At 67.3% G+C, this 19,583-nt stretch carries 20 protein-coding genes and 1 pseudogene; 9 read left to right on the top strand and 12 right to left on the bottom strand.

The window, feature by feature from the left end; all coding sequences use genetic code 11:
- The 6 genes and pseudogenes from ACWG52_RS17540 to ACWG52_RS17515 all read left to right on the top strand — a co-directional run.
- Positions 1 to 834, top strand: coding sequence for a phosphoadenosine phosphosulfate reductase family protein (locus tag ACWG52_RS17540; protein WP_319192181.1), 834 nt, complete (start codon positions 1 to 3; stop codon positions 832 to 834).
- Positions 835 to 975: 141 nt separating this feature from the next.
- Positions 976 to 1,578 (top strand): hypothetical protein, encoded by a 603-nt coding sequence (locus ACWG52_RS17535; protein ID WP_453128978.1) that lies wholly within the window; start codon positions 976 to 978, stop codon positions 1,576 to 1,578.
- Between the two features lie 32 nt (positions 1,579 to 1,610).
- Positions 1,611 to 2,903: a DNA sulfur modification protein DndB gene (locus tag ACWG52_RS17530; RefSeq protein WP_453128977.1), complete on the top strand. Its 1,293-nt coding sequence runs from the start codon at positions 1,611 to 1,613 to the stop codon at positions 2,901 to 2,903.
- 379 nt (positions 2,904 to 3,282) lie between these two features.
- Complete coding sequence (locus ACWG52_RS17525; protein WP_453128976.1) at positions 3,283 to 3,990, top strand: class I SAM-dependent methyltransferase; 708 nt, start codon at positions 3,283 to 3,285, stop codon at positions 3,988 to 3,990.
- A 372-nt stretch (positions 3,991 to 4,362) separates the two neighbouring features.
- The gene (gene aspS / locus ACWG52_RS17520) at positions 4,363 to 5,679 is read left to right on the top strand and encodes an aspartate--tRNA(Asn) ligase (protein WP_453128975.1); all 1,317 of its coding nucleotides are present in this window, start codon (positions 4,363 to 4,365) and stop codon (positions 5,677 to 5,679) included.
- 114 nt (positions 5,680 to 5,793) lie between these two features.
- Positions 5,794 to 6,197 (top strand): annotated as a pseudogene (locus ACWG52_RS17515) (HAD family phosphatase); the annotation flags it as partial.
- 454 nt (positions 6,198 to 6,651) lie between these two features.
- Here the strand turns inward: ACWG52_RS17515 and ACWG52_RS17510 are convergent.
- The 10 genes from ACWG52_RS17510 to ACWG52_RS17465 form a co-directional block, all read right to left on the bottom strand.
- On the bottom strand, positions 6,652 to 7,947 hold the full coding sequence (locus tag ACWG52_RS17510; protein ID WP_453128974.1) for a serine hydrolase domain-containing protein: 1,296 nt from the start codon (positions 7,945 to 7,947) through the stop codon (positions 6,652 to 6,654).
- On the bottom strand, positions 7,944 to 8,855 hold the full coding sequence (locus ACWG52_RS17505; protein WP_453128973.1) for an aKG-HExxH-type peptide beta-hydroxylase: 912 nt from the start codon (positions 8,853 to 8,855) through the stop codon (positions 7,944 to 7,946). The genes ACWG52_RS17510 and ACWG52_RS17505 overlap by 4 nt, the downstream gene beginning before the upstream one ends.
- 111 nt (positions 8,856 to 8,966) lie before the next feature.
- Positions 8,967 to 9,110 carry a hypothetical protein gene (locus ACWG52_RS17500; RefSeq protein ID WP_167347301.1) on the bottom strand — a complete coding sequence of 48 codons (144 nt, stop codon included), beginning with the start codon at positions 9,108 to 9,110 and terminating at the stop codon, positions 8,967 to 8,969.
- A 113-nt stretch (positions 9,111 to 9,223) separates the two neighbouring features.
- Positions 9,224 to 10,090, bottom strand: a complete 867-nt coding sequence (locus ACWG52_RS17495) for a protein kinase domain-containing protein (protein ID WP_453128972.1) — start codon at positions 10,088 to 10,090, stop codon at positions 9,224 to 9,226.
- A complete protein-coding gene (locus ACWG52_RS17490) occupies positions 10,087 to 10,734 on the bottom strand; it encodes an AAA family ATPase (protein WP_453128971.1) in 648 nt (215 codons plus the stop codon). Before ACWG52_RS17490 ends, ACWG52_RS17495 begins: the two co-directional genes overlap by 4 nt.
- A gap of 4 nt (positions 10,735 to 10,738) precedes the next feature.
- Positions 10,739 to 11,473, bottom strand: coding sequence for a hypothetical protein (locus ACWG52_RS17485; RefSeq protein WP_387986848.1), 735 nt, complete (start codon positions 11,471 to 11,473; stop codon positions 10,739 to 10,741).
- The gene (locus tag ACWG52_RS17480) at positions 11,470 to 12,102 is read right to left on the bottom strand and encodes a hypothetical protein (RefSeq protein ID WP_453128970.1); all 633 of its coding nucleotides are present in this window, start codon (positions 12,100 to 12,102) and stop codon (positions 11,470 to 11,472) included. The genes ACWG52_RS17485 and ACWG52_RS17480 overlap by 4 nt, the downstream gene beginning before the upstream one ends.
- Positions 12,099 to 13,985 carry a radical SAM protein gene (locus ACWG52_RS17475; RefSeq protein WP_453128969.1) on the bottom strand — a complete coding sequence of 629 codons (1,887 nt, stop codon included), beginning with the start codon at positions 13,983 to 13,985 and terminating at the stop codon, positions 12,099 to 12,101. Before ACWG52_RS17475 ends, ACWG52_RS17480 begins: the two co-directional genes overlap by 4 nt.
- 39 nt (positions 13,986 to 14,024) lie before the next feature.
- On the bottom strand, positions 14,025 to 14,459 hold the full coding sequence (locus tag ACWG52_RS17470) for an NUDIX hydrolase (RefSeq protein ID WP_266594496.1): 435 nt from the start codon (positions 14,457 to 14,459) through the stop codon (positions 14,025 to 14,027).
- Between the two features lie 151 nt (positions 14,460 to 14,610).
- A complete protein-coding gene (locus tag ACWG52_RS17465; protein WP_453128968.1) occupies positions 14,611 to 15,207 on the bottom strand; it encodes an ATP-binding protein in 597 nt (198 codons plus the stop codon).
- Between the two features lie 265 nt (positions 15,208 to 15,472).
- Between ACWG52_RS17465 and ACWG52_RS17460 the strand changes: the two genes are divergently transcribed.
- From ACWG52_RS17460 to ACWG52_RS17450, 3 genes are read left to right on the top strand one after another with little or no spacing between them, the layout of a single operon-like run.
- Entirely contained in the window at positions 15,473 to 16,840 is a 1,368-nt protein-coding gene (locus tag ACWG52_RS17460) for a hypothetical protein (protein ID WP_453128967.1), read from the top strand.
- Positions 16,837 to 17,676, top strand: a complete 840-nt coding sequence (locus ACWG52_RS17455) for a DUF1932 domain-containing protein (RefSeq protein WP_453128966.1) — start codon at positions 16,837 to 16,839, stop codon at positions 17,674 to 17,676. Before ACWG52_RS17460 ends, ACWG52_RS17455 begins: the two co-directional genes overlap by 4 nt.
- Entirely contained in the window at positions 17,669 to 18,097 is a 429-nt protein-coding gene (locus tag ACWG52_RS17450; RefSeq protein WP_453128965.1) for an NUDIX hydrolase, read from the top strand. The genes ACWG52_RS17455 and ACWG52_RS17450 overlap by 8 nt, the downstream gene beginning before the upstream one ends.
- Positions 18,098 to 18,108: 11 nt before the next feature.
- Here the strand turns inward: ACWG52_RS17450 and ACWG52_RS17445 are convergent, their stop codons facing one another.
- Positions 18,109 to 18,621, bottom strand: a complete 513-nt coding sequence (locus tag ACWG52_RS17445; RefSeq protein ID WP_453128964.1) for a hypothetical protein — start codon at positions 18,619 to 18,621, stop codon at positions 18,109 to 18,111.
- A gap of 567 nt (positions 18,622 to 19,188) precedes the next feature.
- Positions 19,189 to 19,521 carry a hypothetical protein gene (locus tag ACWG52_RS17440; RefSeq protein WP_453128963.1) on the bottom strand — a complete coding sequence of 111 codons (333 nt, stop codon included), beginning with the start codon at positions 19,519 to 19,521 and terminating at the stop codon, positions 19,189 to 19,191.
- Positions 19,522 to 19,583 lie beyond the last annotated feature (62 nt).

Genomic DNA, 19,583 nt, shown 5'->3' with positions numbered 1-19,583 from the left:
ATGACCGACACTGCTTCCGGGAAGAAGGTCCGGCACGTCCTGGGCCTGTCTGGCGGCAAGGATTCCTCCGCCCTGGCGATCTACATGCGCGACCGCGTGCCTGAGATGGAGTACTTCTTCTGCGACACCGGCGCCGAGCTGCCTGAAACGTACGAGTACCTCAACAAGCTCGAAGCCGCCGTCGGCAAGCCCATCGTGCGCCTGAACACCGACCGAGACTTCGATCACTGGCTCGAGGTCTACCAGGGCACCCTGCCTAGCCCCCAGATGCGTTGGTGCACCAAGAACCTCAAGATCAAGCCTCTGGAGGAGTGGGTGGGCGAGGACGAGGTGATCTCCTACGTTGCCATCCGCGCCGATGAGAACCGCCTTGGCTACGTCAGCACCAAGCCCAACATCACTGCGGTGTTCCCTTTCCGCGAGGACGGCATCGACCGCGACGGCGTCAGCCGCATCCTTGACGAAGCTGGCACCGGCCTGCCTGCCTACTACGAGTGGCGCACCCGGTCCGGCTGCTACTTCTGCTTCTTCCAACGCAAGCACGAGTGGCTCGGCCTCAAGGAGCGACACCCCGAACTCTTCGACAAGGCCGTCGCCTACGAGGAGAAGGTTCGCCACCAGAGCACCGCTATGCAGGGCCGCGACTACACCTGGTCCCAGGGTGAGTCCCTGCACCAGCTCATAGAGCGCCGCGAGGAGATCCAGGCCAAGCACGAGGCCAACGTCGCCCGAGCCGCGAAGCGGATCAAGCCCAACCGGCCGCTGCTTGAAGTCCTCTCAGACGCTCTCGACGCCGACGACGACGAGGCCGGCTGCTCTGTCTGTCACCTCTAGTAAAACCGCGAATTTGGGCCTACTTGATGACAAGTCGTCATCAAGTAGGCCCATTTTCCGTTCAGAGCTCCCGTTGTCGGTGCTGCATGTAAGGATGTGTCAGCTCATCACACACGGTCACCCAATCGGAGCACAGGGGGAATGGCGACACCAGACACCGCTGCGCGTGCAGTCATCCGCCATCGGCTGGACGCCAGCCCCGCTCTCGAGTTCCAGCTCGGCATCACGCCGATGATGGACGTGCCGGCGCATCAGGTCCTGCAAGACGATCTCAGTCGACTCGCCTCCCCCTGGGAGCGGCTTTCCGCGACCGAGAGCATCGTCAACGCGATACCCGACGAGCCGGGCCTTTACATGTTTGTCTGGCGCCCCTCCATCAAGCTCGCCATGGCTGACCGGACCGAGGGCCGATTCCATCAGGTCCTCTACATCGGGCATGCCGGCGGCGCTGGCCAGCTAGGCAACACGCTCAGGAACAGGTACCGGGACTACCGCAAGCACCTGCGCGGTAACCCCGAAAGCCTTTGGACCCGCGAGCCACCTACCAACCGGGACGACCTGCTCACTCACTTCCTCGCGCTGCGCCCTCTGGAGTACTGGTTCGCGACCGTCGAGGACCGGTTGGCGATCAAGAATCTGGAGGACCGCCTCCTGCACCTGTACAACCCGCCGCTCAACATCCAGGGCGGCCCCACTCTTCGAGGTCGGCTCAGCACCGTCCCCAAGCCGGCACTCCGCTCCTAGCTCGCACTCGCTCCCTGACAACGAGGTACTTGATGCCGTCCAAGACGTTCGTTCCCGCCTTCGAGGCCAAGGTGGGCAACTGGACCTACTACTCCTGCCTGATGAGCTACGCCCAGGTAGCACGCGAGATCAACTTCGCGCACGAGCTCGGAGGCAATCGCGACCTCGGCACGATGATCCAACGTGGGGTCGGTACTCGGACGCAGGAGATCACGGAGTACCTGCTCAAAAACGAGAACCGGTTCCTCGGCGCCCTCATCATCGCGGTGTGGGGCGGCGATCCGAACTACTTGGCCGTAACGATGGATGCTGAGAACCAGGCCGTCCTTCAGGGGCTGGACCGCAACTTCGGCGTCCTGACCTTCGATGGTACGCAGCAGTTCTTCGCGCTCGACGGTCAGCACAGGCTCAAGGCCATCAAGGACGCGATCAAGCAGCAACCGGAGTTGGGCAACGAGGACATCAACGTCATCGTGGTGCCGCACTTCGACACCGCGGACGGCCGTCGAAGGACCCGCCGTCTGTTCACCAACATCAACCGGAACGCCAAGAGCACCAATCTGCAGGAGAACATCGCCCTCGACGAGGATGACAGCTTCGCCATCCTCACCCGCCGCCTGCTGGACGAGGACGACTTCCTCAAGCGTGACAAGGTCGTTCTCGTTTTCAGCAAGGTCGGCCAGGACGGCGAACTTGTCCTTGCTCAGCGCTCTATCAGCCAGGCCAGCCCCGCGTGGAGCACTATCGCTGTCCTCTACGACATCGTCAAGGAGATCGGCTACGACTTGCCCTGCACCACCGGCGAGGCCAAGCAGCGAGCGACTGATGAGCTCCTCGACCAGAGCTTCGAGCTCCTGACCGTCCGCCTGCACGAGCTTCTCGACGCATGCGGAAACCTGCGTGAGCGGTACCTCGCTGCCCTGTCGGGGAAGGATCTTCGGGCTCCCAAGGGGCGGGACGGCGCTGGCCACCCGTTCATGCGCCCCGCCGTTCAGAACCAGGTCGGCAAGGTCGTACGACACATCCTTGAGCAGGGAACCCTGGAGTGGCCGGAGATCATGAAGCGACTCTCTGCGCTCGAGTGGAAGATGACCGCCGCACCGTTTTCCTCTATGTGGATCGAGACCCCCGAGGGGACGAAGGCAAAGGGCAAGATGGCCAGTGGCAACACGCCGCTTCTGTACGACCTCCTGCAGGTGCACCTCGCGCCACGCTCCAAGGCCCAGATCAGCAGGGCGCTGCGCGCTTACTCCGACGTCATGAAGACCAAGTACCCTATCGCGGCCGAGGAGCTGTTCGCTCTTCTCCCTGTCGACGCCGACTGAGTCCGGCTCCTGAGGGGCACGTCAGGGGCCGTGGTATCCGTATCCTCGGACATCGCGGCCCCTGTGCGGGTTCAAGGGCGTCTCACGTTCTTGAACCCGCACCCGGTTCGGCCCGTCTGCGGTGACGTCGTGCCGCACTCGGTCGTCATGGATCGTCGGCTCGCCTTCGTGTTCTTGCCGCGTCCTTGGCGCTTACGAGCGAGGCCCGTTCTTAGGCATCAGGACACGATTACCCTCGGGAGAGTCTGTTCGCAGCGTTTCGCTCGTGCGCGCCTGCTCCGTTTCTTCTCGTCCCTCCGTTACCAACCGCGACATTCTGCGTGCTCGGTCACGCTGGCAAGGCGGTGCCTCGATCCAACTGGACGGTTAGCCTCCAGCCATGAGTGATCGGAATGCCCCCAACGAGGTTGGTTCGCCGAAGGGGACCGTCGGGTACGGCGAGGAGGCGGACGAGCTGGTCGTGCAGTACGAGGGGGTCACATTCGAGGAGGTGCACTCGGATGTACTGCACCTAGTTCCTACACTGCCCGGTCGCATTCTGGATGTGGGCGCGGGTACTGGGCGCGATGCCGCCGCGCTGGCTGGACGTGGCCACAGCGTCGTGGCAGTTGAGCCGACTCGAGAGCTACGTGCGCACGGACAACGCATTCACGCAGGCTGTGGGATTGATTGGGTCGATGACAGCCTTCCAGGCCTCGTCCTGGGCCAACACACTGGGCGGTTCAACGCCGTTTTCGCCACGGCGGTCTGGATGCATCTGGCCAGTGAGGAGCGTGAGGTCGCAATGGCGAGGGTCGCCGCACTGCTGGTGCCTGGCGGCCTGTTCTTCATCCATCTCCGCCACGGCCCCGTGCCGGATCAGCGCCACATGTTTGATGTGTCCGCTGCTGAGACGGCTGAGCTCGGTCGTAGGCATGGCCTATGGCCCATCCACCGCAGCGAGCGCCCCGATCTTCATGGCCGCGACAGCGTCCACTGGAGTTGTCTCGTTTTGCAGACAGACGACTCCAGCCGAGAACTGGTGCCGACAAGGAATTCGTCCGCCTTGCTAGAGATCCCGCAGCTCGATCAGAACCTGACCCATTAGGAGTGGGTCGTTTCGTGCTGGCCGTCATACGGCGCCATCCGGTCACCTGGCGGGCCACCCCCGTGAATCCGTTGCGAGGGTCTTGTGGCATCCCTATCCTCGTGACCAACGCGTCGACGGAGACGAGTAGCCACGGATCACGCGAGCAGAGAGAGCCGCCAGCAGCTGTGAAGGCGGACTCGCACCCATGGTGAAGACCCTCCCGAGCGCGGGGAGGAAAGGCCTTTGGGCCCAATGCCCCGCCGGCTTGCCCCCGTCATTGGGCTGAATGAGGCCGCCGCTGTCTGGCGGTGGCAAAGGCGTGGTGGCACCGCGAGTACCCTTCTCGCCCACGCTTCCAAGGGATCATGACGACGCCCCTGGAGGGCTGCGATGATCCACACCACTAGCCGCGTACTGGTTTCCGACCTACGCGCACACGTCGACCAGACCGTCACCGTCTCCGGCTGGGTGAACGCACTCCGGCTGCAGCGCAAGATGCAGTTCGTCATCCTGCGGGACCACTCCGGCATGGCCCAGGTGACCCACAAGCGCGACGGCGGCCCGCTCGAAGCCATCATCGAATCGCTTACCCCCGAGTCCGCCGTCCGGATCACCGGACGCGTCGTAGCAGCGGCTCAGGTCAACCTGGGTGGCCTGGAGATCGTCCCCGAGACGATCGAGGTGCTGAACAGGGCGGAAGCGCCGCTGCCCATCGACGAGCACACCGGCCTCGAGCACCGGCTCGACTGGCGCTTCCTCGACGTACGCAAGCGGGCCACCGCACAGATGGTGTTCGCCGCGCAGACGACCCTGGAGCAGGGGCTGCGCGAGTACGCCATGCAGAACGGCTGTACGGAGATGCACACGCCGAAGCTGATGGGTACCGCCTCGGAATCCGGGGCGGAGGTGTTCAAGCTCGGGTACTTCGACCGGTCGGCCTACCTCGCGCAGTCGCCGCAGTTCTACAAGCAGATGGCCGTGGCCGCGGGCATCGACCGGGTCTTCGAGATCGGCCCCGTCTTCCGGGCCGAGCCGTCGTACACCTCGCGGCACGCGACCGAGTTCACCAGTGTGGACGTCGAGCTGTCGTGGATCGACGACGTCGAGGACGTGATGGCGTTCGAGGAGCGGATGCTCGCTCACGCCATCGCGAAGGTCGCCGAGGTCCACGGTGAGGCGATCCGGAGAGTATTCGGTATCGAGGTCGTGGTGCCGGAGGCTCCGTTCCCCAGGATCACGATGGCCGAGGCCCAGGAGATCCTGCGGGCCGGTGGCTGGGACCCCGAAGGCGTCAAGGAGGACCTGGACCCGGAAGGTGAGCGGACCATCGCCGCCCACATGAAGGAGCTCACGGGCCACGAGTTCGTGTTCATCACGCACTACCCGGCCAGCATCCGGCCCTTCTACCACATGCGCCCGGCCGACCGGCCGGACCTCACGCTCAGCTTCGACCTGCTCTGGAAGGGCCTGGAGATCACCACCGGGGCCCAGCGCGAGCACCGCTCCGACGTGCTACTCAAGCAGGCGGAGGAGAAGAGCATGGACACCGAGCCGATGCAGGACTACATGAACATCTTCCGCTTCGGCTGCCCGCCCCACGGCGGCCTCGGCGCCGGCCTGGGCCGGATCCTGATGGTCATGCTCGGCCTGGACTCGATCCGCGAGGCCGCGTTCCTGTTCCGGGGACCGAACCGCCTCACCCCCTGAGCCAGGGGTACACGCACCGCTGCCCCACCGCCAGCCTGGCGGTGGGGCAGCAGGGGCTCACCGGGGTGTGGTCGAGGTCGAGCGGCCCCGCCTCGGCGGGGTTCTTGTCACTGGATGCCGCACAGCAGTGAGACCACCTATGGGCAGGAGTGGCTCGGCCTGATCCTTGACTTCGCCGGGGTGCTCACAGCCGGCCCGCTCGCTGTCCACCGTGCGTGGTGCGTATCCGAAGGGATGGCCCCGGAGGCGTGGCGCAGCACCCTCAACGACCACCCGGAGCGTCGGCGTCTGTACGCGGCGCTGGAGGTCGGGGAGATAAGGCAGGTGGAATGGCACGAGGGTGCTGCCGTTCTGCTGGGTGCGCACGTGGACCCGGTGAACCTGAAGGGGCGGGGGTGCCGGCGGCTCGTCGGATGGCGGCCCTTGCCAGTGCGGCGCGGGCTGCTGGTGATCGGGTCGCCCTGTTGTCCAACGGCTTCGGATTGGACCCGTTCAACGCGTACGAGCACGCCGGACTCTCCCATTGCTATTCAGGCAGGTCTTGTGGTTCATGCACGCAGGGAGCTGCTGCGGGCTCGGTGGCGGCCTCCGCGTGTTCGGGGATGGTCGTCCACCTCGATTCGCGTGTGGGTGCTGCTTCGGTGCGGCTCGTCTCTGACGCGGATGGACTGCCATACCCGCTTGTGGAGTTCGGAGATGCAGGGGTCACAGGCGAACATCGGCGCCTGCATGCCCGCGACGCTCGCTGGCCCTATCCATAAGACGCGTGTCCGGCGTTGGCCGCAGTACAGCCAGCAGACACCGTCGACCCACGCGTTCGAGTCATCGGTTTGGGCGGGCGTGGGCAGACCTTCGTGGGCGTACGCCGCGATCCCGGGAATCACCAGGTGGTTGAGCATCAGGAGTCTCCAGTTCGGTTCGCGTCTGCACCGGTTGTGGGTGTGGAAGTCAGATGGTGCCTTGCGGCGGTGACTACTGACGGATGTACGTGAGTCCGGGGGCGCGGTCGAGGTCGAGGGTGAAGCGGTCGACCTGGTCTGTGCTGCTGGGCACGGTGAGGGTGTAGCCGTTACCGGCGTAGATGCCCGAGCCCGTGGGGATGAGCTGGTCGCATGTCCCTCGGCGCCACAGGTGGAGAGCGTCGGCTCTGCGGGTGAGGCGAAGGCTGCCGGGGGCCTGGTCGCAGGCGAAGGTGCCGAGCTCTGTGTGCTGGCCGACGTGGTCGGGTGTGGGCTGATCTTGTATGCCAGTGCTTGGGGCTCGCTCCCGGGCTGCTGCGCGGACGAGGGCCTCCTTCTGGGCCAGCGTCGGCTGCTGGTGGAGGTCCCGGAGGATGGCGGCGGTGACGCGGTCGGCCGAGAGCCTGGCGTTGTTGGACAGGGCGATCACGCGCAGCCCCGATGCCTCTAGGTGGGTGGCGGCGGAGAAGCCCTGTTCGTGGCCGTAGTGGAAGACGGCAGTGCGGCCGGGGCGGGCGTCGGCGTAGAGCCCGGGGCCGTAGAGATAGGGCTCGTGGTCGCTGGGCTCGTAGTCGACAGGTCCTTGCCAGGGGAGCCGGTGGGGGTTCTGCCATTGCTGGTGGAGGTGCGTGAGCCAGCGGTCGAGGTCTCCGGCGGTGGTCCATAGGGTTCCGGGGCCGGGCAGGGTGACCGGCACTTCTGTGTGCCGCCAGCCGTGGTGGATGGCCTGGTACGCGGATGCGGCTCTGGGGATGACCTGGCGCGGGTCCGTCTTGAAGTGGGTGGAGTGCATGCCGAGCGGGCCGAAAATGCGGTGCTGGGCGAGGTCGGGCAGTGTGGTGCGGTGGACCGTTTCGAGGATCTCGGTCAGGAGGAGGTAGTTGGTGTTGCTGTAGAGGAAGTGGCCTTCGGGGACGGCGCGCTGGTCCTGGCGGTAGGCGAGGGTTCGCAGGTCGTCGGCCGTGTAGTGGTCGAGGTCCCGGAAGCCGGCGAGGGAGAGCAGGGACTCGGCGTCGCGTATGCCCGACCGGTGGGTGACCAGGTCCGCGATGGTGACGTCGCTGATCTTGAGTCGGGGCAGCAGGTCCGCGGCCTGCTGATCCAGGTGCAGGAGGTTGTCATGCGCGGCGATCATGATCAGGTGGGCGGTGACCTGCTTCGCGACCGAGCCGACGTTGAAGCTGCTGTCCGGTCCGATGGGCAGTCCGTGTTCGAGGCTGGCCAGACCGGTGTGCAGAAGAGCGGGCTCTTCGCCTGGCCGGTGGACCAGCAGGGACAGGCCGGGCGCCTTGTCGCGGGCCGCGTTCACAGGGCTAGTGCCTGGCGGTGGGCGGCAGCGAGGCGGTCGCGGAGACCGTCGTCGCTGATCAGCTCCAGAGCGAGGGCATGATCGGGCGCGGTGCCAGCGAGGAGGCTTCGCTGCTGGTCGAGGTAGGCGGTCAGGAACCGGTGTAGATCTCCCGTGGCGCTGTTCAGCGCGTGCGCGGTGAACAGCATGGTGATCGGGAACGCCCAGCAGGCGTGGAGGAAGCCGAACGCCGGCCGCATCGTCTGCTTCCACGGAGAGTGGAAGTGCGCGGTGTCGCTGATCTTGCATCCCGTTGCCGCGAGTGCGTCGTTCAGCCAGTTGTGCCCGGCCTCGTGGATGAGGTCGCGGGCCAGGACGACCGGGTCGTCGACGTGGTCCATGAAGACCGTGCCCGGCAGGCGGCTGATGGTCCAGCTGTCGAGGGTCTCGCCGAGGTTCTTCGTCCGCAGAAGGCACAGGACGACGGCGTGCGCGGCGAGCAGATCGCCGAACCCCGCTCGTGCGGCGCTGGCGTACGCATCCGCCGTGAGGCCGCGTAGGTGGGCCTGGGCGGGTTCGGTGCCGGGGCCCAGGACGTAGTAGGGGGTCTCGGAGATCGCGGATCGGGGCAGGTCGGCGAGTGTGGGCTCGACGACCACGCGGGCGCCGACCGCTGTGGGGACGGAGTTGGTGGCGCCCCCCGCGTCGGGGTGGGCGACGTACCAGTCGAAGGTAGCGGCATCGCCGGAGCGGGCTGCTGTTTCGGCTCCTTCGAGGGCGTGGTGGGCCAGGCAGTAGTCAGCCGCCGTGCTGGTGTTGGGCTGCGGCGGCTGAGCTTCGGGGCGGATGAGCGCGTGGATGCGCTGCGTCCGCTCGTGGTGCAGGCGGTCGATCGGCGGGAGGCCGAAGAGGTAGGCGAGGGTGTCCACGAGGCGGCTCTCCTGTTCGGTGGTGGGCCTGGGGCCGGGCCGCAGGTGCTGGTAGCCCGGCCCCAGGTGTGTTCACCGGCGGCGCTCAGAGCGCCGGGCGGCTGTGGGTGTTCAGGCGGTGGTGGTCTCCGCCTCGGCCGCCGGCCAGCCCTCGGCCGAGACGCTGGAGGTGTGGGCGGTGGTACGGACGGTCTCGTCCTCGCCGCGCAGGTCCTCGACGTTGGCGAGGAAGTCGGCGATGCGGTCCTGGTTCATGGGGTGTTCCGCCTTTCGGTCTCGTTGGCTTCGGCTTGTTCCGCTCGCTGTGCTGTGGTGCTGGCTACGGGGCGGAGATCTCGCCCTGGGCATGAGCGGCTCCTTCGCGTTGGTCAGCGCTTGTGCAGGTCGGCCGTGGTGCAGAGCGCGGTGCGTAGGTCGTTCATGGTGGGCCGGTCGCCCGCGTCGGCGGAGAGCGCGGCGATCACGACGCTGCGCAGAGGCTCCGGAATGACGGGCAGGTTCGTGTCGCTGACCAGGCGGGGGATGTCCCCGCACAGGTACCGGTAGATGAGGACAGCGAGGCTGAACACGTCGGCTGCCGGGGTGGCCTCGTGATAGCCGGTGAGGTACTCCGGCGGCCAGTGGACCTCGGGGCCGCGGTGTTCAGGCCCGCGCGGGGTGGACAGGCGGCGGGCGGCTCCGAGGTCGGTGATCAGGCCCCGGCCCTGGTCGATGAGGATGTTCTCCTGGTAGACGTCGCGGTGGACGATTCCGCGCTGGTGCAGGTTGCCCAGGCCGTCGGCGACGTCGGCGAGGATGCCGAGGCCCTTGTTGGTGTCCTTCGACGAGGCCATGAAGACGCGGAAGTTCCCGCCGTCGCAGTGCGGCATGGTGTACCAGTCGAACCGCTCCGAGCTGCCCTGTCCGAGCAACGGGACGATGTGATCGGTCCCTCCGGCGGCGGCGGTCAGCTCCGCCTCGTGGCGAAAGTCTTCGCGGGTGAGGGCGCGTTCGGTCTCGGTCATCTGCGCGTACCAGTAGAAGCCGTACGCGGCGGGCTTCTCGCTGGGGTCGAGCTCGGCCAGAACGTGGTTGCTGCCGAAGCCCGCCTTCAGTACGACGTCCTCCTGGCCGGGGCGGCTCGCTCTGACCAAGGTGCTGGCCCGCGTGAACGCGAGGAGGTCGTTGATGTGCCAGCCGTCCGTGCGGAGCTGATCGAGGACCCAGGCTGCGGGATGCATCGGGTGCAGGTTCATCGGCTCGTTTCCTTGTTCGTGGCCGTTGGGCTGCCGGCCGGGCGGAGATCCTCCATGCAGGCCTTGACCAGGGCTTCGAGGTCGGCATGAGTCGTGCAGGGGTGCTTCAGCACTGGCAGGCCGGTGGCCTTGGTCCAGGTGTCGGCGGCCTCGTTGTAGAGGTCGGCCAGCCGTGCGGCGGCCTCGGGCTGTTCAGTGAAGCGGCGCTCTGTCGCACGTCGCGTGATGCGGTCGTGGCAGATGTCGGGCTCGGTGTTCAGCAGAACGGTCAGCTGCGGACGGGCCTGGGTCTGCTCGGCGAGGCGCTCGACGTACGAGTCGACGGGCTGCCCGTGGAGCAGGGCAAGCAGGCAGGCGGTGGAGAGGGTGAGCCGGTCGGCGAGGACCGGGCCCTCGGTGAGGGCGACGGCGATGTTGAAGCGGGAGTGCAGGGCCAGGTCCTGGGCGGCGGCCTCGATGGCCTCCTGCTCGTCTCCGCCGTGCCCGGCCCGCAGACGGATCAGCGTGCGAGTGGCCGGGTGGGAGAGCCAGGAGAACTGGCCGATGTGGCTGAGGGGGATGCCCTCGGCGTGGGCGGTGGCCAGGAGCCGGTCGCGAAGGGTGCTCTTTCCGGCGCCAGCGTTGCCTTCCAGGGCCAGGAGCACGCGTTTACCCGGCCACGGTGGGTTCGGCGATGAGCCAACTGATGAACTTCGCAACCCGGCCCGCGGTGACCGGGAGGGTTCCGTGCGCGAGCTGGGATCCGTACAGCAGGGCGGTACCGGGGGCCGGGGCGACGCTCCAGCGGGTGCGGGGCATCTGCTGGAACCAGGTCGCGGAGTTGTCGGCTCCGTCGTGGGCCAGCCACATGCCTTCCGCGTAGCCGTTCGAGGTGTCGTCGGGGGCCTTGCCGTTCCACAGCCGGTCGCTGGCGGCGGTCTCGACGTAGAAGTCCCCTCCGGCGTCGGCCTGGGTGATCACGACGCTGATGCCGGCGATCTGGCGGGGCCAGGCGAGCGGGTCGGGAGCGATGCCGTCGAGGTGGCTAGTGATGTGCTGGCCCACGCCGTACTCGACGTACGTCCACGGACGGCACACGGTGATCGAGGGCATGACGCGGGAGAGCGCCGGCCGGGCGCGTTCGAAGGCGTCGCCCAGGAGCTTCTCGGCTGCCTCGGGGATCGTGGGGATCTCGACGCGTCCGGCCGGCTCGTAGACGGCCATGGCCTCTTCGGGGCTGTGGCCGGGGATTTCGTGGATGGAGGTGCGGCGCTCGTCACCGAAGCGGCTGGTGCCGCCGCTGGTCAGGACGTCGTTCATCAGGTCGACGAGGTGGGTCCGCTCGGCGTCACTGAGGAAGTTCTCGATGCTTCCGACGCCGACGGTCTCGGCTATGTGGATCACTTCGTGGTTCCCCCTTGCAGGAGCACGCGGTGGATGTCGTTCAGGTCCGTGCAGTGGTTGAGCCAGCTGACGACCGGGCTGCGGGTGGCGGCCAGCGGGTCCTGCCACAGGGCGAGGAGCTCTCCGGTCAACGGCAAGGTGGCGCTGTCGGGCAGCAGGCCAGCATCAGGTGTCTCGGCCTGGGCCAGGGCGCGGCACGAGGTCTTGTGCTGCTGGGCGAAGACGAGGGCGAGACGTGATGCGGCCGCGATACGGCAGGCCCGCAGGAGAGGGTCCGCGGGTAGCAGCAGGCCGTACGAGCGGTGTTCGGTGACTGCCCATGCCTGGGCGATCCCGGCGCCGGAGGCTGCGATGCGGCAGGCCGAGCAGCACCGGTGGTCGGAGTCCGGGCAAAGGCGAAGGTGCTTGCCGAGGGTGGTCGCGATCTCGTCTAGGACTGCCCAAGCGGTACTTGCCAGCACGGTACCGATGTCCGGCTGTCCGAATCCCGAGGCGTCCCTGTGGTTGCAGCAGGCCTCGCCCGCTCGGGGCAGCTCGCTGGAGGTGAGGGCGGGTTCGATGAACAGGGTATGGAAGTAGGCGATGCGTCCCAGGAGCTGGTGGACGGTAACCGCGTCGCCGGGCTTCATCGCAGCACCCCCTCAGGGGCTTGCGGCAACACCGGCAGCGGGCAGGCGCACACGGATTCGGCCTTGGGGCGCTCGGCGTCGAGGGCTGCGGCCAACACAGCGGTGGCCTCGTTCAGGCGGGCGAAGTAGCCGTCCCACCCCTGACCGGAGCCGGGGTCCAGGCTCAGGTCGAGGACCGGGGTGGTGGTGCCCGTGTTCTCGCAGGTGAGCTCCGAGCGGCCGACGTTGACCTCGATGCCCGCGGGCAGGAGGGCGCTTGCGAAGGTGGCGGCACGGCACAGTGCCGCAGCAATACGGGCGTACTCCTGGCGGTCGCGGGGGAGGAGCCCGATGCGTAGACCCGTCGGGGCCAGGTCCACGCCGGTGTACTGGTGGCCCTGGCAGCTGTCGTACGTGACGAGCCCCCAGGCTCGGGTGACCGTGTCGACCAACGACCAGACACCGGGTTCGATGGCCGCCCGCCACATCGGGTGGGCTGGAGTCAGATCGTCGGCCTCGTGGATACCGGCGAGGCCCACGGTGTTGATGTTGCCGTGCTCACTGGTGTGCAGCCTGACTTCGTTGCCGACAGGGTCGGGAGTGTCCCAGCTGGTCAGGAAGGCGTTCACGTCGCGCATGCTGTTCGGGGTGCGCGGGCGCCAGCGCAGGCTCTGGCACCAGGCGCCGGCGGGTTGTGCGGGCTGGGCCAGCAGCGCGGCGACGCCGTCGATCATCCGCATGCGGTAGTCGCAGTACGCGTCGTGATCGTTGGCCGGGTCCTGGCGCCAGCGGGTGGCGATGCACCCTCCGCCGCAGGTGGTGCGGTAGTTGCAGGTCGTGCACTTGTCCATCAGGGCTTTGCCCTGGTCCAGGAGGAGGGAGTCCTGCTGGGCGCGGACCACCTCGTGCTCGTCGGCCGTGGACTCCAGCTGGGTGAGGCGGGCCTGGGGCCAGGGCAGTTCGTCGCAGCTCCCGAGGCGGCCATCTGGGTAGAGGGTGAAGACGTGGTCGCACTTGAGGTCGGAGAAGTGGCAGAAGCCTGTCGTCAGCCCCCGTAATCGCCGGATCGTAGAGACGGCCGGTTCCAGTTTGATGCGGGCGAAGTGTCCAGCGGTGATCCAGTGAGCGGTGGCGGCAAGGACGAACTGGGCGTACTCGTCGGGATGGATCGCCCAGTCCGGGCCATCGGCTGCGTTCACGGCAGCCTGCTGAAGCAGTCGGCTGGCCGACTTGCGCCTGCTCGGCAGGGCCGTGGAACGGCGGATCGTGGAGTCGAAGCAGGGTACGAAGCTGATCGCGTTGACCGAACCGAAGCCGGCGAGGTGGTCCAGCACCTCTTCGGCGCGGTCCAGCACCGCCGGGGTCACCGCAGCGATCACACCGACGCTCCGGCCCCGCTCCGCGAGTAGGTTCAGGGCGGCGGCGACGCGCGGGTACACAGGCTTGCCGTCGTAGCCGACACGCCAGGCATTGCCCTGGGCGTCACCGTCGAGGGAGATGCCGATCCGGAGGTCCGGGCAGAGCGCGTCGAACATGTCGAGCCAGTCGGCGTCGAGCAGGACACCGTTGGTCTGCAGACTGACGCGGACGACCTGCGGCATGCCGGCCAGCTCCGCGATGATCTCGCCGATGTGCTCCCGCCCCGCTGTCAGGGGCTCGCCGCCGTGGAGTTCGACGGCGAGCTTGCGGCCCTTGAAGATGCTGGCCAGGCGCCTAATCTGGTCGGCGCTGACCCTGGCGCCCCCAGGGGCCTCCTTGCGCTTCTCGTAGCAGTAGAGGCAGTCGATGTCGCACGTCTCGCCTCGCGTCTTGACGATGACTGACACCGCGGTGCCGGTGTCATCGGCGTCCAGGCTCCGGTAGAGCCCGTCGATCGTGTGGCGCTGTTCTGTGCTGAGGTTCATCGGCTGCCCCCTCCTATGCTGCCGTGACCGGATGACTGGCTAGTCGGACAAACGCCCCAGCAGGGCGCCCTGGCCGGACTGGAGAATGTGCGCGGCCTCCAGCGGGATCCAGAAGCACTCGAAGTGAGTCGGCTCCTGCTCGCCGTCGTGGTCCTCCTGGCTCATCCACCGCTCCGGGGTCGGCTCGGTGAGCTCCAGGTGGAAGACGTGCCGGTGCTGGATCTCGAACCGGTACGGGCTGATGTCGTACTCGGTCTCGCCGAGCTTGCGGACGATCTTGAAGTCCGACAGGCCGGTCTCCTCGCGGGCCTCGCGCAGAGCGGCGGCGTCCGGGGTCTCACCGGGGCGGATGCTGCCCGCGGGGACCTGGATGCCGACCTCCTCGTAGGAGTAGTCGGTGTGGCGGAACACCAGCAGGCGCCCGTCGCGCACGATGTAGACGAGGACCTTTTCCTTCGTGACCTTCTCGGGCATAGCGAAACCTCCACTTGGTACAGATGCTGATTCGTGGGCCCGGCCGGGGAGAGGCTCGGGGACTACTTATCCCCGGGCCGACTGTGACCGGTCGGTGCCGCAGGGAAGCCCAAGAGTCTAGGCCCCCAACTTGCCTTCGGATCAGCGTTATTCAGTCGATGCGTCGGCCCGCAACGGGCCTGCTCGCGGCTCGAGATCCGGTCCGACGCCCGGCCCTCGTTCGGGTGTGCGATGGCGAGCCCGCTGCCGGTACGCGAACCCTCGTTGCCGCCCGATCAGCCATTTCGCGGGCATGGCCAGATGGGAGACGCCGATCACGGCGGCTGCCCTGATCCGCCCTTTGATCACCCACGCTGCTGGGCAGATTGAACTCCGCCCAGCAGCGCTTGCCCGTCGCCGTCAGATTGGCACCGTGGCGGTCGGCGATCACTGATACAAGGTGCAGACCGCGCCCGGACTCGGCACACTCGCTCAAGGGCTCGGGCCGCGGCAGGACCTTTGCGACGTCGTGCACCTCGACCACGAGCACCGGCCCCTCCTGGTAGACGCTGACGGTGACAGGCCCCGACCCGGTGTGGCGCACGGCGTTGGTGATCAGCTCGCCGGCCGCCAGCTCGATTCCGTCCAGTGCCTCCTCGTCGAGCCGTATGCCCCAGGAACGGATGCCGGCGACGACGCGGTGCCGTGCCTCCTGGGCGGCGGCTGGCGAGTGAGTGACGGTGAACGCGAGTTGGTGGTGCGCTGCCATGAGCGGGCCTCCTGGGCTGCCTGACTTGCGTAACCACGGCGGATACTCGGCCTCGCAGGGCCGCTGTCTTGCCGGGGCGAAGACGAAGTGTTCCCGGCGGCTCCCGCCTGAACGAGGCCCTGAGCAACGCCGAACGCCGCCCTTTCGTGCCTAACCGATGTCTATTCGCTGTCCGCCTGGAATTTCTGGACAACAGATCTGCGATCGACGGCTGTTGATGTCTAGCGTGGAGACCGGACAAGGACCCCGGCATGAGGGAGCGGCTGTGGAGCCATCAGGACCGACCCTCTTCCAGACCCTGATCAACCAGCGGGGCTGGCAGGACTACCAGGTCTTCAAGCGGCGCTACGAGCAGGCGGCCAAGCAGTTAGCCGAGCTGGAGGGGCCACCCTCGATCGCGACCGCGACGATCGAGAAGCGCCAGTTCTTCCGGTACGCGCACGGCGAGGTCCGGACCCCGCAGACCGTTTCCCGCCGCGTCCTGGAGTTCATGTTCCCGGGCATCCCGGCCGCCCGACTCCTCGGGCCCACGGAGTCCAAGCCGGGGGCCTCGCCCCACCACACAGCGGCTGACGACCGCGAAGCAGTGGATCCATCCGAGTACGGCCTTGAAGACGTGGTCATGGCGGCGGCGAATGAGTCGGCGCAGTTCGCGGCCAGGGCAGAGAGCAGCAACGTGGGACCGCACACGCTGGAGCAGCTGGAAGCTGACATTCGCCGCCTCGTCATTACGTACCCCAACCGGCCCGTCGGTCCCCTGTTCCGCGAGGTTCGCGCCCTGCGCGACCGCGCCTTCGAACTCCTCGAAGGTCGTCAGCCACCGCGGTACACCTCCGACCTCTACGTGGGCGCCGGTGTCCTGTGCGGCGTACTGGCGAACGCCAGCTTTGACCTGGGCCGTTACGACGCGGCCGAGACACAGGCACGCACCGCCTTCCTGTTCGGCGAGCTCGCCGGCCACAACGGACTGCGCTCCTGGGTACGCGGCCTCCAGGCACTCATCGCGTACTGGGACGGACGTCTGGTAGATGCCGTACGCCTCGCCGACTCCGGAAGCGCGTTCATTCCCGAATCCGGCACGGCGCAGATCCGGCTGGAGAGCATCAAGGCACGCGCCTACGGCCAGCTCAACCGGGGCAGCGATGCTCTGGCCTCTCTGAGCGCCGCCGACCGCCTGCGCGAGCGTCTCCTCGAAGGCGACGAACTGCCCGGCGGAATGATGGCCTTCCCCGCCGAGAAGCAACTGTTCTACTCCAGCAGCACGCACCTCTGGCTCGCCGGCACCCAGAACCTCAGCGACGCCGAGGCCCGCGCCGACGAAGCGGTGGAGATGTTCCAGTCCGCGCCGCCGGAGCAGCAGCGCCTCGGCGAGATGTCCCTGGCCCGCATGGACCTCGCGATGGCTCGGCTGGGCCGAGGGGATATCGACGGGGCCGCGACGCAGATCCACGCTGTCCTCGGGGTCAGTGCCCGGCGCCGCACCGAGAGCGTCGACCGCCGCATCGGCCACTTCAGCCGGCAGCTCGCGCTGCACCCTGGGGCCGGATCACCTGCCGCGATCGGCCTCCGTGAGGTGATCATTGCTCATCAGGAACGCATGCCCGCTCAGCTCCCGCCAGGAGGCAGCCCGTGACGACCGTGACTCTCTTGCATCCAGGCGCCATGGGCGCGGCCGTCGCCGCCCAGGCCGTTGCGGCTGGCCATGAGGTGCTGTGGGTGCCGGAAGGCCGCAGTGATGCAACGCTCCGGCGCGCGAAGGAAGCCGGCGCCACCGCATGTGACTCGCTCGGCGAGGCGCTGGAACGCAGCGAGATCGTCCTGTCGATCTGTCCTCCGCAGGCCGCCGAAGACGTGGCGACCACGGTCGCCGACTACGCCTTCGCCGGGGTGTACGTGGACGCCAACGCGATCAACCCCCAGCGCATGCAGCGAATCGCAGAGGAGATCGGGCCAGGTGCCGTAGTCCTCGACGGTGCGATCTTCGGCCCGCCGCCTGGTGGCCAGCGGGCTGCTCGCCTCTACCTCGCCGGCGAAGCCCAGGCCGTGGACACGGTGGAGCCCGTGTTCAAGGACACTGCGTTGCACGTCCGCCGCGCGAGCGGCGGCGTCGGCTCCGCCTCAGCACTGAAGATGGCATTCGCCAGCTACCAGAAGGCCGCCCGAACCCTCGCTGGTGTGGCCCACGCGCTGGCGGATGTTCATGGCGTCGGCGACGAGCTCACAGCCGAGGCGCAGGTGATGGCGTCCAACATCCTCGCTGACCCCGGATACCTGCCCAGCGTGGCCGCACGAGCCTGGCGCTGGGCACCGGAGATGGAGGACATCGCTGAGACCCTCCGTGCGGCGGGCCTACCAGCAGACATGGCCGAGGCCGCGGTGGCGGTGATGTCGCGCTGGGAAGGAGACAAGGACCGATATGACCTAGAGGTCAGCGACGTCTTGTCCCACCTACGGAGCCAGGGTGAGTGAGCAGCGACCAGTCCTCTCTCCGGACGAAGTCCAGCAGCAACCCGTCGCCGCTGCCGTGGTCGTCCACGAGGGGCAGGTGCTGCTGGTGCGACGCCGTGTGGCGGAGGGACGACTCTCCTGGCAGTTCCCGGCAGGCAAGGTCGAGGTTGGTGAGACGGGGCAAGCTGCCGCTGTGCGGGAGACGAAGGAGGAGACCGGCCTGGATGTAACCGCGGTGACGCTGCTCGGTGAGCGCGTCCACCCCGTCACCGGTCGGCTGATGTCATACACGGCGTGCGCGGTGGTGGGAGGAACGGCGCACGTTGCGGACGCTGACGAGATAGCCGAGGTCGCCTGGGCAACCCTCGAGGAGATCCCGCGCTACGTCCCGTACGGACTCTTCGAACCGGTGCAGCAGCACCTCGACGCTGTGATCGGGTGACCGGAGGCCTCTCAGCCCTTACCTCGTTCCGTCCGCAGGAGTTGATTCTCCTTCTCCAGCGCAGCCACGCGGTGTTCTAGATCAGCCCGAGTGCGTCTTGTCGGCCCAGGTAGCTCTGCCTTCGATGGGGTGGGTGGTTCGCCGGCGAGTCCTAGAGGCTCGAAGGCCACGATCGTCGAGGGATTCTTCCCGCATTCCGGGCAGCGAATCTTGCGGCTGGGTTCGGCCTTCTCGCTGTGACGCGAGGTCTCGGCGATGTGCCCGCAGTAGAGCCGAACCCGCCACCGCATGATCATGTATTTCGGTGTCTTGAAGGACGTCATCAGCCTGCAGACCTCCTCCAGGTGCTCTCGCTGGCGCTCCGCCATTTCGGGGTTCGCTCGCACCTCGGCCATGTGTTCATCGACGCGTCGACTGGCAAGGTCGCAGATCCCCTCCAGATCCTTCTGCCATTGGTGGTCACGTCGCGTGAGCTGGTAGTCCTCGAGTGGGACGCCGTGGCTCTTGTATTCGACCTCGCGCATGGGCGGCACCGTAACCGCGGAGGATGGGGCAGCAGGGGAAGAGCCTGTTCCCTTTCGCCTAATGACAACACTTGCGCACGTTGGTCGGCCAACTAGTGGGGTTCGGTCAAAGCCGATCCGTTCCTCGCTCTGATTGGCTGTGCCTCCGCGAACCGCCGGGGCGCACTGTGAAGCCGCCCCTACGGCTGCGACCTTGGCTATCGGCGGTGTTGGTGTTGCTGGCTCGCGGGAGACCGTAGGTACCGAGGGTTGACGGCTAGCTCGTCGCCACCCTCAACGGCTCTAGCCTGCCCATCGGCCGCACTCCTCGAACAGTGCCAGCAGCAGGACGACTCCTCCGTCGTCCTTCCCGAATCTCTCTTTCGCACCGCGGCTACCGCTGGATCTCGGCGGGTGGAACACCGGAGGCACAGTGCGCTTGTCGGACAGGTGCGGTCGCGAGGAGATGCCCGGGGCGCAGGCGCCGATATCGCAACATGCTCGGGTTGCACCGAGCAGTGCGGACGGCGGCTGGGAGGCTCTCCCAGCCGCCGGTCGAGGCCCTATATGGGCGTCCTGCCCTTGTGCTCAGTCGTGCGGGAGGAACCTGTCGGCTCCCGCAGCGACGATGACGCCCAATCGGTCGTACTCGACGAGGTCTTCGTCGGTCATGAGGGCGGCGAGGGTTCCGTGGTGCTTGACGGCGTACTTGAGTAGGAGCTCTGCCAGTGTGGTCGCGGCTTCCTCTGCCTCGACTTGGGCTTCGGGGTTGTGGACGTGGACACCTGCGGCCTGGAGTTCTTCGACGGTGGCGTTACGGACGATGGCCTGTTCCTCCTCGGTGAAGAGGCGTCCGTCGAGGCGACGGAAGACGAGGGAATCCGCTGGGCGCTTGAAGTCTGCGTCGAACAGCAGGGCCATGACGTGAGGGCGAGGGGTGACTGCGGGCATGAAGGCGCTCCCTAAGGAAGGGGTGGGTAGGT

It is taken from the genome of Streptomyces sp. CLCI03 (assembly GCF_053615355.1).
Note: the sequence above shows the minus strand (reverse complement) of the source record. Positions and strands in the feature narration are given on the sequence as shown.

Coding starts and splice junctions, on each gene's coding strand:
- ACWG52_RS17540 (WP_319192181.1), top strand. CDS start 1: ATGACCGACACTGCTTCCGGGAAGAAGGTCCGGCACGTCCTGGGCCTG.
- ACWG52_RS17535 (WP_453128978.1), top strand. CDS start 976: ATGGCGACACCAGACACCGCTGCGCGTGCAGTCATCCGCCATCGGCTG.
- ACWG52_RS17530 (WP_453128977.1), top strand. CDS start 1,611: ATGCCGTCCAAGACGTTCGTTCCCGCCTTCGAGGCCAAGGTGGGCAAC.
- ACWG52_RS17525 (WP_453128976.1), top strand. CDS start 3,283: ATGAGTGATCGGAATGCCCCCAACGAGGTTGGTTCGCCGAAGGGGACC.
- aspS (WP_453128975.1), top strand. CDS start 4,363: ATGATCCACACCACTAGCCGCGTACTGGTTTCCGACCTACGCGCACAC.
- ACWG52_RS17500 (WP_167347301.1), bottom strand. CDS start 9,110: ATGAACCAGGACCGCATCGCCGACTTCCTCGCCAACGTCGAGGACCTG.
- ACWG52_RS17495 (WP_453128972.1), bottom strand. CDS start 10,090: ATGAACCTGCACCCGATGCATCCCGCAGCCTGGGTCCTCGATCAGCTC.
- ACWG52_RS17480 (WP_453128970.1), bottom strand. CDS start 12,102: ATGAAGCCCGGCGACGCGGTTACCGTCCACCAGCTCCTGGGACGCATC.
- ACWG52_RS17475 (WP_453128969.1), bottom strand. CDS start 13,985: ATGAACCTCAGCACAGAACAGCGCCACACGATCGACGGGCTCTACCGG.
- ACWG52_RS17470 (WP_266594496.1), bottom strand. CDS start 14,459: ATGCCCGAGAAGGTCACGAAGGAAAAGGTCCTCGTCTACATCGTGCGC.
- ACWG52_RS17465 (WP_453128968.1), bottom strand. CDS start 15,207: ATGGCAGCGCACCACCAACTCGCGTTCACCGTCACTCACTCGCCAGCC.
- ACWG52_RS17445 (WP_453128964.1), bottom strand. CDS start 18,621: ATGCGCGAGGTCGAATACAAGAGCCACGGCGTCCCACTCGAGGACTAC.
- ACWG52_RS17440 (WP_453128963.1), bottom strand. CDS start 19,521: ATGGCCCTGCTGTTCGACGCAGACTTCAAGCGCCCAGCGGATTCCCTC.